The sequence below is a fragment of the Caballeronia sp. BCC1704 genome, from assembly GCF_902833455.1.
Taxonomy (GTDB): Bacteria; Pseudomonadota; Gammaproteobacteria; order Burkholderiales; family Burkholderiaceae; genus Caballeronia.
Genome location: NZ_CADFFT010000001.1, coordinates 509352 through 524931, shown reverse-complemented (window position 1 = coordinate 524931; position 15580 = coordinate 509352). Strand labels below are relative to the sequence as shown.

14 protein-coding genes and 1 pseudogene are annotated in these 15580 nt (G+C 64.0%); 7 read left to right on the top strand and 8 right to left on the bottom strand.

Features of this window, described 5'->3' with window-relative positions:
- The 7 genes from rfaE2 to HWX53_RS02405 all read right to left on the bottom strand — a co-directional run bounded on the left by rfaE2 (position 1) and on the right by HWX53_RS02405 (position 7125).
- Positions 1-483 (bottom strand): D-glycero-beta-D-manno-heptose 1-phosphate adenylyltransferase, encoded by a 483-nt coding sequence (gene rfaE2, locus HWX53_RS02435; RefSeq protein ID WP_175939096.1) that lies wholly within the window; start codon positions 481-483, stop codon positions 1-3.
- A gap of 143 nt (positions 484-626) precedes the next feature.
- A complete protein-coding gene (locus tag HWX53_RS02430) occupies positions 627-1502 on the bottom strand; it encodes a ferritin-like domain-containing protein (protein ID WP_175939095.1) in 876 nt (291 codons plus the stop codon).
- A 408-nt stretch (positions 1503-1910) separates the two neighbouring features.
- Entirely contained in the window at positions 1911-2927 is a 1017-nt protein-coding gene (locus HWX53_RS02425; RefSeq protein ID WP_244139981.1) for a MerR family transcriptional regulator, read from the bottom strand.
- A gap of 260 nt (positions 2928-3187) precedes the next feature.
- On the bottom strand, positions 3188-3955 hold the full coding sequence (locus HWX53_RS02420) for a PhaM family polyhydroxyalkanoate granule multifunctional regulatory protein (RefSeq protein WP_175939091.1): 768 nt from the start codon (positions 3953-3955) through the stop codon (positions 3188-3190).
- 52 nt (positions 3956-4007) lie between these two features.
- Positions 4008-4835: an enoyl-CoA hydratase/isomerase family protein gene (locus HWX53_RS02415; RefSeq protein WP_175939089.1), complete on the bottom strand. Its 828-nt coding sequence runs from the start codon at positions 4833-4835 to the stop codon at positions 4008-4010.
- A gap of 16 nt (positions 4836-4851) precedes the next feature.
- Positions 4852-6012 carry an ABC transporter substrate-binding protein gene (locus HWX53_RS02410; protein ID WP_175939087.1) on the bottom strand — a complete coding sequence of 387 codons (1161 nt, stop codon included), beginning with the start codon at positions 6010-6012 and terminating at the stop codon, positions 4852-4854.
- Between the two features lie 126 nt (positions 6013-6138).
- Positions 6139-7125 carry a fumarylacetoacetate hydrolase family protein gene (locus tag HWX53_RS02405; RefSeq protein WP_175939085.1) on the bottom strand — a complete coding sequence of 329 codons (987 nt, stop codon included), beginning with the start codon at positions 7123-7125 and terminating at the stop codon, positions 6139-6141.
- 75 nt (positions 7126-7200) lie between these two features.
- Here HWX53_RS02405 and HWX53_RS02400 point away from each other — a divergent pair, with 75 nt between their 5' ends.
- From HWX53_RS02400 to HWX53_RS02370, 7 genes and pseudogenes are all read left to right on the top strand, one after another.
- Entirely contained in the window at positions 7201-8016 is an 816-nt protein-coding gene (locus tag HWX53_RS02400; protein WP_175939084.1) for an IclR family transcriptional regulator, read from the top strand.
- Between the two features lie 86 nt (positions 8017-8102).
- A complete protein-coding gene (locus tag HWX53_RS02395) occupies positions 8103-9329 on the top strand; it encodes a DUF3108 domain-containing protein (RefSeq protein WP_175939082.1) in 1227 nt (408 codons plus the stop codon).
- Positions 9330-9393: 64 nt separating this feature from the next.
- On the top strand, positions 9394-10182 hold the full coding sequence (locus HWX53_RS02390; protein ID WP_175939080.1) for an alpha/beta fold hydrolase: 789 nt from the start codon (positions 9394-9396) through the stop codon (positions 10180-10182).
- Between the two features lie 123 nt (positions 10183-10305).
- Entirely contained in the window at positions 10306-10563 is a 258-nt protein-coding gene (locus HWX53_RS02385; RefSeq protein WP_175939078.1) for a DUF3567 domain-containing protein, read from the top strand.
- A 250-nt stretch (positions 10564-10813) separates the two neighbouring features.
- Positions 10814-11881, top strand: coding sequence for a homocysteine S-methyltransferase family protein (locus HWX53_RS02380; protein WP_175939076.1), 1068 nt, complete (start codon positions 10814-10816; stop codon positions 11879-11881).
- Between the two features lie 44 nt (positions 11882-11925).
- Positions 11926-14652: pseudogene (metH, locus tag HWX53_RS02375) on the top strand (methionine synthase); the annotation flags it as partial.
- A 166-nt stretch (positions 14653-14818) separates the two neighbouring features.
- Positions 14819-15007: a hypothetical protein gene (locus HWX53_RS02370; RefSeq protein WP_175939072.1), complete on the top strand. Its 189-nt coding sequence runs from the start codon at positions 14819-14821 to the stop codon at positions 15005-15007.
- A 94-nt stretch (positions 15008-15101) separates the two neighbouring features.
- Here HWX53_RS02370 and HWX53_RS02365 read toward each other — a convergent pair whose 3' ends face one another.
- Positions 15102-15428, bottom strand: coding sequence for a DUF1840 domain-containing protein (locus HWX53_RS02365; RefSeq protein ID WP_175939070.1), 327 nt, complete (start codon positions 15426-15428; stop codon positions 15102-15104).
- Between the last annotated feature and the right edge of the window lie 152 nt (positions 15429-15580).

The window sequence follows — 15580 nt, the reverse complement described above, 5'->3', positions numbered from 1 at the left end:
TCAGGACTGCGCGCGGACCTTCTTCAAGAGCGCGGTGGTCGAGCGGTCATGCTCGAACGCAATCGCGAGCGCCTTGCCGCCCCAGCCGCGCACGAGCGCCGATTCGGCGAGCTTGTCCATGTCGTAGTCGCCGCCTTTGACGAGCACGTCCGGGCGCAGCGCGTCGATCAGTTGCAGCGGCGTCGATTCCTCGAACTTCACGACCCAATCGACGCTTTCGAGTGCCGCGAGCAGCGCCATGCGGTCGTCCTCGCGGTTGATCGGGCGATCGTCGCCCTTGCCGAGCGTGCGCACGGAGGCGTCGCTGTTCACGCCGACGATCAGCGTCGCGCCGAGCGCCTTCGCGTCGGCAAGATAGGTCACGTGTCCGCGATGCAGGATGTCGAACACGCCGTTGGTGAACACGACCGGCCCCGCGAGCGTCGGGCGGAGCGCGGCGAGCGCGTCGCGCGTGGTGATCTTGCGTTCGAAAGTGGCGGGCATGGCAATGCTCAACGGGTAGTTCGGAAAGCGCGCATTGTGCCACGGCGTCTCGCCGGCGAAGCACGCGGCCTGGAAAGCAAAACGGCCCGCCGATGCTAGCCGGCAGGCCGTTTGTTCATGCGCGCGACACGCTGTTACACCTGTCAGGCGGGCTGTCCGCTGGAGCCGCCGGACGCGGCTTGCAGACGCTGCACCACTTCCTTGCGATAGCGGTTCAGCTCCTGCGCGGTGACGAACGACCGCTCGAAGAGAATCGAGAGGTTGTGCAAGATGCGCTCGACGACCTTCTTCTCCCAGCTATCGTCGAAGCGGATCTGGTCGTCCAGCCAGCGTTCCAGCCATTCAGGATCGGGCAGACGCGACTGCACGGTATCGCGCGGAAAGAGCGCCTGATTGACGTGCAGGTTGGTCGGATGCAGCGGCTTCTCGGTGCGACGGGCGGAGGCCATCAGCACGCCGATCTTCGCGAACGCGGCGCGCGCCGAATCGCCTGCATTGGCGAGCGCCTTCTTCATGTAGCGCAGATACGCGCCGCCGTGACGCGCCTCGTCGCGCGAAATGGTTTCGTAGATATGCTTGATGACCGGCTCGGTGTGCCATTCGGCCGCGCGGCGATACCAGTGATTCAGGCGGATTTCGCCGCAGAAGTGCAGCATCAGCGTTTCGAGCGGCGGCGCCGGATCGAATTCGAAGCGCACGGCGTGCAGTTCTTCTTCCGTCGGCACGAGTTCGGGCCTGAAGCGGCGCAGATATTCCATCAATACCAGCGAATGCTTCTGCTCTTCGAAAAACCACACGCTCATGAACGCGGAAAAGTCGCTGTCATGGTGGTTGTCACGCAAAAACATTTCGGTTGCGGGAAGAGCGGACCATTCGGTGATCGCGTTCATCTTGATGGTCCGGGCCTGCTCGTCGGTGAGCAGGGACGCATCGAACTTGTCCCAGGGGATGTCCTTCTCCATATCCCAACGGACGGATTCCAGCGATTTATAAAGTTCCGGATAAAGCATGGTGTTCATAGTCCACCCCTGAAGCCACTTATGCGACGTTATATCTGTATGACGGTCGGCCGAACGTGCGCGACGACCGCTGCACGCAAGCAACCAAGCTTTCAATTTTACGCGGGATTCCGGCGGCCACAGGCGAAAAACGACAAGGAAGCACTCGATTCAGCGCCGAGGCAACGCGCCAGCCGCCCTCGACATGCGCGTTCTTGCGCGCGTGCCGCCTTGTGTGCGTCTTGTTCTACCTGGAGTAAGAAGCGAAACCTGTGCCCAGGTTCCGTCGAGGCTTTCGTCGCGTTGTCTGGGCTGCGCGTTTCGCTGCTCGACGCATGCGTGCGCCGGACACAGCGCGCGGCGAAGCGACTCAACGCCGGCGCGCGCGGACGTACGTTCAGTCGATGCCGCGACGTCCGCAGGCCCGCTCTAGCTCGCGCTAGTAAGCCCGCCCGATGATAGCACGGCGCTTTCGCGCCAAGCCGCCACGAACTCCTCGATCGGGGTCAAACCGGCGAGATGCTCCACGCCCTCGTTCAGCTTGCGGCGCAGCGCCGGGCTGCTGCCGCCGACCCAGATGCGTATATGCGGCGGCAATATGCTGCGCAACTCGGTCAGCCCATTCGCGATCACTTGCGCCGGAAGCACCGCCGTGAACGACAGTCCGACGACATCCACCTCGTGCGCCACCGCCGCGCTGACGATGTCGTGCAGCGGCGTCTGCAAGCCCAACTGCACGCATTCGCACTCGCAAAGGCTGAACATGGCTTCGGCCATCAGAATGCCGAGACCGTGGCCTTCGCCCGACAGCGTCGTCAACAGAACGCGGGGCCGGCCGCCGCGCCCGCGCAGTGCTTCGGAGAGCGGGCGCATCAGCGTGCGCAGCGTGAACTGGATCGACTCGCTGAACAAATGCTCGTGGTAGACCTGAAGCGTGCCTGCCGCCCATGCGTTGCCCACCCGGGCGGCAAGCGGCGCGGCCACATCGACCACGAAGCGCTCCAGCCCGTCGCGCGTCGCGCGTCGCAGCAGTCCGAAGCGGAAGTCCTCGTACGCGCCGTTGCGCAGCAGCGCGATGAAGTGGTCCAGTTCGGCGTCCGGCGCGTCCTGCCCGACGCCCGACGACTCCGCGAGTTGCTGCAACGCCTCGATCGGCTGCGCGAGGACCTTGCTCGGCCGATGCCCCGCGTCGAGCAGGCGTTTGACGAGCCGCAGCTTCGTCACCTGTTCCTGCGGATACAGCCGCTCGCCGCCGGGTGAGCGCATGGGCTGCGGAAAGCCGTAGCGCCGTTCCCAGACGCGCAGCGTGTCCTTCGTCAGACCAATCTCCTGAGCGATGGCGCCGATGCCCACGCCGGTCACGCCCGATCCCACCGAACGTAACAGCGGGGCCTCTGGAGGGAATTCGCTCTGTCCTGCGGGCTGCGCGTCAGAGTCGGATCTCAAGTTGTCTTCCGATGTGTTTGTCATGGACAAAAACGGTTGTTGAGCACGTTGACGGTCCTATGCAGAATGCGTGCCTAGCCGCGCAGGTGGACAAAACCGTTCTTGTTGCATAGTGAACCTTAGACAAAATATGTCAATGGGCAGCGACGCGGCGAAGCCACGCGGGAGCCGTCGCGGCACCCTAAAAGAAACGCCCGGCGACCGCGTGGCCGCCAGGCGTTTTTCCCAGCCGATGCCGCTCGCGCAAGACGGCGCGATGCCTATTCCGGTTTCTTTCGCGGCGGCGCTTTGCGCGCGGCCGCCTTTTTTGCCGCTGCTGCGGCGGCTGACGTGTCGTCGCCCGGTTGACTGCTGGGAGCCGGCGCGGTCGAACTTTCTTCGGCCGACGCCGAGGGCTGACCCGCCGGCGCGCCCGCCATGCCCGGCTGAATCATCGCCAGTTGCGCGAGCTGGTTGAACTGCGATTGCAGCGCGTTCCACCATCCGCTCGGATCGAAGCCCGGCGGCAGCGGCGCGTCGGACTTCGCGCCCGCTTCCGGGTTGTCGCTTTCCGTGGGCGCCGCGCGCTCGCCCGGCGCGGCCTTCGGCGCGTCGCTCGATGCGGCGCCGCCCATCGGCCAGCGGCCCGCCGCCTTCGATGTCTCCGCCGCCGCGTTCTGCGCATTTTCGACGGACGTCTGCGCGAACGCGCCGAACGCGCGCAGTGTGGCGAGCGTCGCGCGCTGCACTTCGAGCGCCTGAATCGCCGATTGCAGCATGTTCAGGTTGAGCTTGAGCCACTGCTCGACGGCGCGCATGTCCGTCACGCGCTTGTCCAGTTCCTCGATGTTGGTGAGCGGCGCGAGCATGTCCGACATCATGGAAAGCGAGGGATTCGCGGCCTGCGCGCCGCCCGACATGGCGGCCGCGAACGGATTCAGGCGCATCATTTCCCACATCTTGCCCATCATGTCCGCCTGGCCCAGGCCGGAGAAACCGGGGAAGCCGGGAATCGAAAACGGCGGGGTGCCGCCTGAGGTGTCCGTCATTCGTCGCTCCTCTTGATTGGTTGATCGCGCTTTTCCGCGAGCGCCGCGTTCGTCAGAACGGCGCGTCGCCGGGGAAGTCCGGCGCGCGGCGCTCCCGCAGCGAACGCATGCCCTCGTGCACGTCCGGTCCGGCAAAGCCCATGAATTCCAGCGCGAGCGATGTATCGAAAGTCGGCCCCGCCATGCGCAGCCAGTTGTTCAGCGCGTACTTGGTCCAGCGGATGGCCGTCTGCGATCCCTGCGCGAGCCGGTTCGCCACTTCGATCGCCTTCGGCATGAGTTCGTTCTCTTCCACCGCGAGCGATACCAGTCCGATGCGCTCCGCCTCTTCGCCGCTCACAGGCTCGCACAGGAGCAGATAGTACTTGGCCTTCGCCATCCCGCACAGCAGCGGCCAGATGATCGCCGCGTGGTCGCCCGCCGCGACGCCGAGCCGCGTATGTCCGTCGATGATGCGCGCCGACTTCGACGCAATGGAGATATCCGCGAGCAAGCCCGCGACCAGCCCCGCGCCGACCGCCGGGCCGTGCATGGCCGAGACGATCGGCTTGCTGCAATTGATCACGTTGTACACGAGATCGCGCGCCTCGCGCCAGACTCGCGCGCGCACGTCGAAGTCGTTCGCCATCTGCTCGACGAGCGCGAGGTCGCCACCCGCCGAGAAGCCCTTGCCCTCGCCGCGAATCAGCGCGACGCGCGTCTCGGGATCCCGGTCGATGTCGCGCCAGATATCCGCGAGTTCGCGGTGCATGTTGGCGTCGGCGGTTGAGAGGCCGCTCTTGTTGGCGCCCGCGCCCGGCATGACGACTTCCAGCACGCCATGCGCGTGACGGCGCAAGTGCAGCGACGTGTAGCGCGAATACAAGGAGAGATCGCTCATGTCGGTTCCATGTGGTCTAGCGCGGCTGATACACCCACTTGCCGTCGCGAATCTCGACCATCACGCGGGCGCGCTGGTCGAGGCCGATGTGATCGTTGGGCGTCATGTTGACGACGCCGTTCGTGTCCGCGAAGTTCTTCGTGCCTTCGAGCGCATCGCGCAGCGCGCCGCGAAACGCGGGCGTGCCGGGCGCGCCGGCCTTCATCGCGATCGGAACGGCGCGTTGCAGCAGCATGCCGGCGTCCCACGCATACGAGCCGAACGCCGAGACGGTGCCCGCGCCCTGCTTCGCTTCGTACAGTTTGATGTAGTCGAGCGCGAGGCGCTTGGCCGGATGATCGTCCGGCAACTGCGCCGCGACGAGCACCGGGCTCGTGGGCAGGAAAGTGCCGTTGCAATCCGCGCCGCACACGCGCAGGAAGTCGCGATTGCCCACGCCGTGATTGTGATACACCTTGCCCTTGTAGCCGCGCTGCGCGAGCGTCTTCGGCGGCAACGCGGCGGGCGTGCCGGCCGCGCCGACCACCACCGCGTCGGGCTTGGCCGCGAGAATCTTGAGAATCTGCCCGGTCACGCTCGGGTCCGTGCGATTGAACCGCTCGTTGGCGACCACGGTGATCTTGTGCAGTTGCGCGAACTTCGCGACTTCCGCGTAAAACGTCTCGCCGAGCGCGTCCGCCTGGCCGATGTAGGCGAGCGTCTTCACGCCGTGATTGCTCGCGTGCTCGGCAATCGCGGAGGCCATCATCGCGTCGGTTTGCGGCGTCTTGAACACCCAGCGGCGCTTCTCGTCGACAGGCTCGATGATCTTCGCCGACGAAGCCAGCGAGATCATCGGCGTCTGGCCTTGCGCGACGACATCGATCATCGCGAGCGAATTCGGCGTGATCGACGAGCCGATGATCGCATCGACCTGATTCTCGCTGATGAGCTTCTTCGTGGTCTGCACGGCTTGCGTGGTGTCGGAGGCGTCGTCGAGCACGATGTAGTCGACGCTCGCGCCGCCCATTTCCTTCGGCAGAAGCGCGACGGTATCGCGGGCGGGAATGCCGAGCGACGCGGCCGGTCCGGTCAGCGAAAGCACAAGGCCGATCTTGACGTGCGGCGTTTGCGCGAACGCCGCTGTCGTCGCGGCGAATGCGAACACGGCTGCGGCTACCCACTTGCTTCTGCGCATGGAAGTCTCCTTTTGTTTTTTGTCGTCGCGCGGCACGTGAGCCGCAACGCCCGGAGAGTGTACGGTGCCCCGTGCTCTCGACGCATCGGGCGAAACCCGTTGCGCCGTTTGTTTCATCGCGCGATATCAGTGTTCGAGCTGCACGACGGCCTGATCGATCGCGCCGAAGATGGACTTGCCCGCGTCGTCGAAGATTTCGATCTTCACGCTGTCGCCGAACTTCATGAACTCCGTCTGCGGCGCGCCGTGCTCGATGGTCTCCAGGCACCGCTTCTCCGCGATACAGCAGTAGCCGCGCTTCGCGTCCTTGTTCGAGATCGTGCCCGAGCCGACGATCGACCCCGCGCGCAGATTGCGCGTCTTCGCCGCGTGCGCGATCAACTGGCCGAAGTGGAACACCATGTCCACGCCGCAATCCGGCTGGCCGACCTTCTTGCCGTTCCAGTGCACGGTCATCGGCCGATGCACGCGGCCTTCGCGCCACGCGTCGCCGAGTTCGTCGGGCGTGACGGCCACGGGCGAGAACGCGGTGGCGGGCTTGCTCTGGAAGAAGCCGAAGCCCTTCGCGAGTTCGGCGGGGATGAGATTGCGCAGCGAGACATCGTTGACCAGCATCAGCAAGCGCACGCTTTTCAACGCTTCGTCGGGCGTGGGCGCCATTTGCACGTCGGAGGTGATGACGGCGACTTCCGCCTCGAAGTCGATGCCATACGATTCCGACGCGCACACGATGTCGTCCGTCGGCCCGAGAAAGTCGTCGCTGCCGCCCTGATACATGAGCGGATCGGTCCAGAATTCGGGCGGCATTTCGGCGCCGCGCGCGCGCCGCACGAGTTCGACGTGAGTCACGTAGGACGAGCCATCGGCCCATTGAAACGCACGCGGCAGCGGCGCCATGCACGACTTCGCATCGAACGAAAACGTGTGGCGGGCACGGCCCTGATTCAACGCTTCGTAAAGGTCAAAAAGCTGCGGCGCGTAGAACGTCCAGTCGTCGAGCGCGCGTTGCAGCGTGGAGACGATTCCATCGGGAATGACAGCCGTGCGCAGATCGCGCGATACGACGATGAGTTGGCCGTCGCGCGTGCCGTCCTTCAGCGTGGCGAGTTTCATAAGGCGGAGTCGGGCTGAGATGACGTTGAGGGAAATCTATTTTACGATGGTGAATCCATCGCCTTCCCGCTTTCCATGCCATCCAACGCGCCCGCCACCGGCGACGAACTCGACCTCGACGCATCCGAAGAAAAGCTGCGCTCGGGCATTCAGTCGATCGAAGTCGGCTTCCGATTGCTCGATGTGCTGACTCACGAGCCGCGCGCCATGATGCTGCGCGATCTCGCGCAGCGCGCGGGCATGAGCCCGGCGAAGGCGCATCGGTATCTGGTGAGCTTCGTGCGGCTGGGGCTCGCTTCGCAGGACGCGCTCACGGGCCGCTACGAACTCGGCGGCTTTGCCTTGCAGATGGGGCTGGCGCGCCTGGCACGCGTCGATGGCGTGAAGCTCGCGCGCATTGCGCTGGCCGAATTGCGCGAGCGCATCGACCAGACCGTGGGCATCGCGGTGTGGGGCAATCAGGGGCCGACGGTCGTGCACTGGATGGAGTCGAGCTACCCGGCGAAGGCATCGCTGAAGCTCGGCGACGTGATGCCGCTGCTGTCGTCGGCCACGGGACTGCTCTTTGCCGCGTACCTGCCGCGCAGCAAGACGCAGCCGATGCTTGAACGCGAACTCGCTGCGAGCAAGCAAACGCTCGCTGATGTCGAGCCGCTTCTCGCCGATGTCCGCGAACACGGCGCGGCGCGCGTCGAAGGCATGCTGCTGCCGTCGATCCACGCGTTCTGCATGCCCGTTTTCGATTCGACCGGCGAACTCGCGCTCGGGCTCATCGCGCTCGGACACGAAGGCGCGTTCGATACGCGCTGGGGCGGCGAGATCGACTCGGCGCTGCGGGAATGCGCGCGCAGCCTGTCGTATGAACTGGGGTACAAGGCGGGCGAACGGTGATCGCTTGTGCGCGCGGAACATCGCCGCGAGCGCGCGTGTCATAACCGCTTCTCGTCGCGCCATTCCTTCTCTTTCCGCTTCGTTCGATGCCCCTGTTTTCGTTTCATCGTCCGCCCGCTGCGCCGGGCGAGCCTTCCGCTGCGGCGTCCGCGCCGAATGCGCCTCGGCGCTGGGGGCGCTGGGTTGGGGCGGCGCTGATCGTCGCCGGGCTGCATTGGAGCGCGATGCGATGGATCGAACACGCGAAGCAGCCGGCGAACCGTACGCCCGAGCAGAAGCCGCCGGTTCAGGTGGAATTGCTGACGCCGAAGCCCGTCGCGCCGCCTGCGCCTGTCAAACCGGCCGCGTTTGCGCCTGTCGCGCGGCCTGCGCGGCCCAAGGCCGCGCCTGCTGCGAAGCCCGCTGCGCCCGCGCCCGTGTTGAGCGCGGCCACGCCGCAGCCCGGTGAACCCGCGACGGCATCGGGCGTGGCGGCTTCGGGCGCGAGTGCCGCGAGCGCGTCCGCACCAACCGGAACCGCAGCCGCAACCGCAACCGCAGCCGCAACCGCAACCGCAGCCTCGACCCCAACCGCTTCCGGCGACAAATTCAGCGTCCCGCCGACCGGCGACCTACGCTACGACACGCTCGTCAACGGCGTGATGAACCAGACCGGCACGATCCACTGGACGAACGACGGCCAGCACTACGAGATGGTCGTCTCCATTCCGCTGCCGTTCGTCGGTCCGTACGTGTATTCGAGCAAGGGCCATATCGATGCCTTCGGCATCGCGCCGGAACAGTATTCGGAGAAACGCGGCCGCCGCGCCGCCGATGTCGCCGTCTTCAATCGCGAAACGAAGCAGATTGTCTACACGCGCACGCCGAATAGCCAGCCGCTCGCGGACGGCGCGCAGGATCGCTTCAGCGTCGTCATGCAACTGACGAGCCTCGTGCGCGGCGCGCCCGATGTCTACAAACCCGGCGTCACGCGGCAGTTCAGCGTCGCGGATAACGACAGCAGCGAAATCTGGCCGATGGAAACCGTCGGCGATGAAACGGTGCAGACGCGCGACGGTTTCGTCACCGCGCGGCATTTCACGCGCCTGCCGCGCCGCGAAGGTGACCGGCGCAAGCTCGACATCTGGCTGGCTCCGGCGCTCGGCTGGCTGCCCGCGCGCATCCTCCAGACGGAGCCCAATGGCATGCAGATCGAAATGCTGTGGGCCGGCAAGCTGCAAGCGGCTTCCGCTGCCGAGAACAACGCGCCGGGCACGACGGATGCGTCAGAGGAAACCGCACCCGCCGCCGACGATGCAACCGTCAGGCCGTAGCGGCGGCGCGTCCCACGGTCTCACGGGACGCACGGATTCTCAAAGCGACCTCCACGGAGCGGATATGCAGGTGAACAACAAAGGCATCGAAACCCGATACGTTCTCGACAACGAAGGCGGCGGTCCCTGGCTGACCTTCATCCATCCACTCGCCGGCGATCTGTCCGCGTGGGACCAGATGGCCGGCTACTTCCGCAACGATTTCACCGTGCTGCGTTATGACTTGCGCGGCCACGGCTACACGGCGGTGTCGCCCGAGGCGTTCAGCGTGGACGATCTTGCCGATGACCTGTCCGAGTTGCTCGACAAGCTCGGTGCGCCGAGCACGCACGTCGTCGGCTTGTCGCTGGGCGGCATGGTCGCGCAGAAGTTCGCGATCAACCATGCGGACAAAGTGGATTCGCTGACGGTCGTGGGCGCGCCCGCGTTCATCCGCGAGGAAGCGCGCTCGACGTTTTTGCAACGCGCGGCTTCCGTGCGTCAGAACGGCATAGGGAGTATGGTGGAATCGACGCTGGAACGCTGGTTCACGGAGGGTTTTCGTAAAGCGCACCCCGAAGTGATCGAGCAGGTCGGCGAAACGATTGCGCGCACGCCCGACGAAGGTTTCGCGAAGGCCGCGGAAGCCTTGAGCCGTTTCGATGCAAAGGACCAACTGGCGTCGATTCAAAAGCGCACGCTCGTCGTGGCCGGTGAACACGACAATGGCACGCCGCATGCTGAATCCAAGGTAATCGCCGACACGGTGCCGGGCGCGCAATTCGAACTTCTGGATGCGGCACACATGTCTCCGATCGAGGCGTCGCAACGCTTTTGCGCATTGCTCGATGCGTTCTTGCGTGAGGCCGCCTGACCACGTTTCACAGAAAAAAGCCTCGATAACACGGCATCACGTCGAGGCCACCCCTTGAATTCCCACCCAGTCGCTCCAACTACGATGCAGGTTGCGGGAGCAACAGGAATAAGGAGTGTCGCCATGCAAATGATCTACAACAGCCCTAACTATTGCGTCGTTGAATTTCCACCCCAGGCCAATCATCTCGCGATGATGTCGGGCGGGTACGAAATCGTCGACAAGAACACGCAACGGGAGATCTTCATCGACGGCGAGCTTGCGGCAAAATTCCGCGAGCATGTGCAAAAGCTGATCGAAGAAGAACCATCGCTCGAGGATGTCGATGAATTCCTCGGCCAGTTCGATGTCTTGATGACCCAGCCCGTGGTGCTGCACTAACGCCACGTTTCGCGCGGGCGCTCCGAGTCTCAGGCCCGCGCCGCCATGCTCGCCGGCGGATCGGCGAATGAGGCGAGCCACGCAATACGGCAAACGAGCGACACGCCAGAGAAGACCCCGCCGAAGTCTCGGCGGGGTTCTTTTTTTCGCCCGTCCACTTCGCCATGAAGCAAACCGCGCCGGGAGCGACCGCATCGCGCTGCGGCTACAATGACGGACTATTTCCTATCCGGTGCAGGGCCTGTCCGTCATGAACCAGAACGCCACTCCGAGTCTCTCGATTCCCGCGCGCGATTACACGCGCGGCGCCGCGCTTCCCGCGCTGTTGCAGCAGCGCATTCTGATCCTCGATGGCGCGATGGGCACCATGATTCAGCGTTACAAACTGGACGAAGCCGCTTATCGCGGTGATCGCTTCAAGGACTATGGCCGCGATATCAAGGGCAACAACGAGTTGCTCTCCATCACGCAGCCGCAGATCATCCGCGAGATTCACGATCAATATCTAGCGGCGGGCGCGGATATCATCGAGACGAACACGTTCGGCGCCACGCGCGTCGCGCAGGCCGATTACGGCATGGAAGACCTGGCCGCCGAGATGAACTTCGCGTCGGCGAAACTCGCCCGCGAAGCCTGCGATGCGTTCTCGACGCCCGACAAGCCGCGCTTCGTCGCGGGCGCGATCGGCCCGACGCCGAAGACCGCGAGCATCTCGCCGGACGTGAACGATCCCGGCGCGCGCAACGTGAGCTTCGATGAACTGCGCGACGCGTACTACGAGCAAGCGAAGGCGCTACTCGATGCGGGCTGCGATCTCTTTCTCGTCGAAACCATCTTCGACACCCTCAACGCGAAGGCGGCGCTCTTCGCGCTGGACGAGCTCTTCGAGAACACGGGCGAACGCCTGCCGATCATGATCTCCGGCACGGTCACGGACGCCTCGGGCCGCATTCTGTCGGGCCAGACCGTCGAGGCGTTCTGGAACTCGCTGCGTCACGCGAAGCCGCTGACGTTCGGGCTCAACTGCGCGCTCGGCGCGGCGCTCATGCGTCCGTATATCGCCGAGTTGGCGAAGCTCTGCGATACGTACGTCTCGTGCTATCCGAACGCCGGCCTGCCGAATCCGATGAGCGACACCGGCTTCGACGAAACGCCCGACGTGACATCGGGGCTGCTTAAAGAGTTCGCGCAAGCGGGACTGGTCAATCTCGCGGGCGGGTGCTGCGGAACGACGCCTGAGCATATCGCCGAGATCGCGAAGGCGCTCGCGCAAGTCAAGCCGCGCGCCTTCCCTTCGCAATACCGCGACGCCGCTTAAGTACTTAGTACTGCCCGAATCGACCAAGAGAAACAGAAGAGAAGCGAACGACCATGACCGATCACACGATGCGTCTTTCCGGCCTCGAGCCGTTCAACGTCACCGAAGGCTCGCTCTTCATCAACGTCGGCGAACGCACGAACGTGACGGGCTCGAAGGCGTTCGCGCGCATGATCCTGAACGGCCAGTTCGACGAGGCGCTCGCCGTCGCGCGGCAACAGGTCGAAAACGGCGCGCAGGTGATCGACGTGAACATGGACGAAGCCATGCTCGATTCGAAAGCGGCGATGGTGCGCTTTCTGAATCTGATTGCGTCCGAGCCGGACATCGCGCGCGTGCCGATCATGATCGACTCCTCCAAGTTCGAAGTGATCGAAGCCGGGCTCAAGTGCGTGCAGGGCAAGGCGATCGTCAATTCGATTTCGCTGAAGGAAGGCGAAGACGCGTTCCGTCATCACGCGAAGCTGATTCGCCGCTACGGCGCGGCTGCCGTCGTCATGGCCTTTGACGAGCAAGGTCAGGCCGACACGTTCGAACGCAAGACGCAAATCTGCAAGCGTTCCTACGACATTCTCGTGAACGAAGTGGGCTTCGCGCCGGAAGACATCGTTTTCGATCCGAACATCTTCGCGATCGCGACGGGCATCGAAGAGCACAACAACTACGCGGTCGATTTCATCAACGCAACGCGCTGGATCAAGGAAAACCTGCCGCACGCGAAGGTGAGCGGCGGCGTGTCGAACGTGTCGTTCTCGTTTCGCGGCAATGATCCGGTGCGCGAAGCCATTCACACGGTGTTCCTTTACCACGCTATTCAGGCGGGCATGGACATGGGCATCGTGAACGCGGGGCAGCTCGGCGTCTATGCCGACCTCGATCCCGAACTGCGTGAGCGCGTCGAAGATGTCGTGCTCAATCGCCGTGAAGACGCCACCGACCGTCTGCTCGAAATCGCCGACAAGTTCAAGACCGGCGCGGCGAAGAAGGAAGAGAACCTCGAATGGCGCAATCAGCCGGTCGAGGCGCGACTTTCGCATGCGCTCGTGCACGGCATCACGACCTTCATCGTGGAAGATACCGAGGAAGTGCGCGCGAAGATCGAACAGGCGGGCGGCCGGCCGATCAACGTGATCGAAGGGCCGCTGATGGACGGCATGAACATCGTCGGCGACCTCTTCGGCGCGGGCAAGATGTTTCTGCCGCAAGTGGTGAAGTCGGCGCGCGTGATGAAGCAGGCGGTCGCGCATCTGATCCCTTTCATCGAAGAAGAGAAGAAGCGTCTCGCCGATGCGGGCGCGGACGTGCGGTCCAAAGGCAAGATCGTCATCGCGACCGTGAAGGGCGATGTGCACGACATCGGCAAGAACATCGTGTCGGTGGTGCTCCAGTGCAACAACTTCGAAGTGGTCAACATGGGCGTGATGGTGCCCTGCGCGACCATCCTGCAGAAGGCGAAGGAAGAAGGCGCGGATATTATCGGCCTGTCGGGGCTGATTACGCCGAGTCTCGAAGAAATGGCTTACGTCGCCTCGGAAATGCAGCGCGACGAATACTTCCGCGGCAAGCAGACGCCGCTTCTGATCGGCGGCGCGACGACTTCGCGCGTGCATACCGCCGTGAAGATCGCGCCGAATTACGATGGCCCGGTCGTGTACGTGGCGGACGCGTCGCGTTCGGTGTCGGTGGCATCGAGCCTCTTGTCGGACGAAGGCGCGGCCAAGTTCCTCGACGAACTGAAGACCGACTATGAACGCATTCGCACGCAGCACGCGAACAAGAAGGCGCAGCCGATGGTGACCTACGCCGAGGCTCGCGCCAACAAGACGAAGATCGACTGGAGCGCGTATCAGCCGAAAAAGCCGAGCTTCATCGGGCGGCGCGTGTTCAAGAACTACGCCCTCGCGGATCTGGCGAATTACATCGACTGGGGCCCGTTCTTCCAGACGTGGGATCTGGCGGGACCGTACCCGGCCATTCTGAACGACGAGATCGTCGGCGAATCGGCGCGGCGCGTGTTCTCGGACGGCAAGTCGATGCTCTCGCGCATCATCCAGGGCCGCTGGCTCACGGCGAACGGCGTCATCACGCTCTTGCCCGCGAACACGGTGAATGACGACGACATCGAGATCTACACCGACGAGTCGCGCTCGAAAGTGGCGATGACCTGGCGCAATCTGCGACAGCAAAGCGTGCGGCCGGTGGTCGACGGCGTCATGCGGCCGAATCGCTCGCTGGCGGACTTCATCGCGCCGAAGGAATCGGGCGTGGCCGATTACATCGGTCTGTTCGCCGTGACGGCAGGCCTCGGCGTCGACAAGAAAGAACAGCAGTTCGCCGCCGATCACGACGACTACAGCGCGATCATGCTGAAGGCGCTCGCCGACCGTTTCGCGGAAGCCTTCGCCGAGGCGCTGCATGCGCGCGTGCGCCGCGAACTGTGGGGCTATGCCGCCAACGAAACGCTCGACAACGAAGCGCTCATCGCGGAGAAGTACAGCGGCATCCGTCCCGCGCCCGGCTATCCGGCGTGCCCCGATCATCTCGTGAAGCGCGATATGTTCGAAGTGCTTCAGGCGGAGGAAATCGGCATGAGCCTGACCGAATCGCTCGCGATGACGCCGGCCGCGAGCGTTTCGGGTTTCTATCTCGCGCATCCGGAAAGCACGTACTTCTCGGTCGGCAAGATCGGCGACGATCAGGTGCAGAGTTTCGCTGAACGCATGGCGATCTCATCGGCCGATGCGGAACGCGCGCTCGCGCCGCTGCGCTGATCGCGCGTGGCGAGCATGGCGAGCGTTGCGCAAAGACATATGCTGCGCGTGATACGCAAGAAAAGCGCCGCGTGATGGGCGGGAACTTTTTTTATTCCGTAGACTTGTCGCTGCGATGAACCGCCACGACGGCGGCCACGCACTTTTTAGCCACGGAGAAAGTCGCATGAAGAAGATGACGTCCGCCGTAAGCATCGCGATCGCCGCGGCAGTGCTCGCAGCGTCGAGTTCGGCTGCGTTCGCGCAGGCCAGCACCACGCAGGCATCGTCGTACTCGCCGCCGCAGGCCGAACACAAGAAGAAGCCGAAGACGCCTAAAAAGCCGAAGACTCCGGGCAACGGTCAGTCGCAGTAAGCGGCGCCGCCCGAGTAAGCCAGCAGGAAGACAACCCCGCATCGTCGCCGATGCGGGGTTTTTCATTTGAGCCGCGCGGTGCTCACGCGCCCGCTCAGACGCCCCAGAGAATGTCCTTGTTCTCTTTCTGCGCGAGACGCAGCATGTCCAGGAACGGATACGCCCGTTGCGCGAGCCCGATGGGAATCTCGTGCGGATCGTGGCCTTGTTCACCTTCGTGAAAATGGCCGTCGTGCTCGGCGCGCTCTTTCTTGTCGCTGACGACCGCCGCTTCGAGCTTTTCGATGGCGGCAGGCAGTTCGTCATGCGTGATGACGCCGCGTTCGGTCAGCTGCTTGCCGATGATCTGAAGCAGATACTCGGCGAGATTGTCGAGCATCATGACATCCGGTGCAGCCATGGTTTTGAATGTGATCAGCATGGGACAGTCCTTTTCCTTTTGTTGGATGACAGCCGGGGCGAATGCGAGCCGCGCCGGCAAGCCGATCTTTGCAGAACAACCACCCTGAATAGACAGTTTAGCACCTGCTAAAATCCCGGTTTCAGCCGTGGCCCGCCTTGAAGGCAGGCCGT

Coding starts and splice junctions, on each gene's coding strand:
- rfaE2 (WP_175939096.1), bottom strand. CDS start 483: ATGCCCGCCACTTTCGAACGCAAGATCACCACGCGCGACGCGCTCGCC.
- HWX53_RS02430 (WP_175939095.1), bottom strand. CDS start 1,502: ATGAACACCATGCTTTATCCGGAACTTTATAAATCGCTGGAATCCGTC.
- HWX53_RS02420 (WP_175939091.1), bottom strand. CDS start 3,955: ATGACGGACACCTCAGGCGGCACCCCGCCGTTTTCGATTCCCGGCTTC.
- HWX53_RS02415 (WP_175939089.1), bottom strand. CDS start 4,835: ATGAGCGATCTCTCCTTGTATTCGCGCTACACGTCGCTGCACTTGCGC.
- HWX53_RS02410 (WP_175939087.1), bottom strand. CDS start 6,012: ATGCGCAGAAGCAAGTGGGTAGCCGCAGCCGTGTTCGCATTCGCCGCG.
- HWX53_RS02405 (WP_175939085.1), bottom strand. CDS start 7,125: ATGAAACTCGCCACGCTGAAGGACGGCACGCGCGACGGCCAACTCATC.
- HWX53_RS02400 (WP_175939084.1), top strand. CDS start 7,201: ATGCCATCCAACGCGCCCGCCACCGGCGACGAACTCGACCTCGACGCA.
- HWX53_RS02395 (WP_175939082.1), top strand. CDS start 8,103: ATGCCCCTGTTTTCGTTTCATCGTCCGCCCGCTGCGCCGGGCGAGCCT.
- HWX53_RS02390 (WP_175939080.1), top strand. CDS start 9,394: ATGCAGGTGAACAACAAAGGCATCGAAACCCGATACGTTCTCGACAAC.
- HWX53_RS02385 (WP_175939078.1), top strand. CDS start 10,306: ATGCAAATGATCTACAACAGCCCTAACTATTGCGTCGTTGAATTTCCA.
- HWX53_RS02380 (WP_175939076.1), top strand. CDS start 10,814: ATGAACCAGAACGCCACTCCGAGTCTCTCGATTCCCGCGCGCGATTAC.
- HWX53_RS02370 (WP_175939072.1), top strand. CDS start 14,819: ATGAAGAAGATGACGTCCGCCGTAAGCATCGCGATCGCCGCGGCAGTG.
- HWX53_RS02365 (WP_175939070.1), bottom strand. CDS start 15,428: ATGCTGATCACATTCAAAACCATGGCTGCACCGGATGTCATGATGCTC.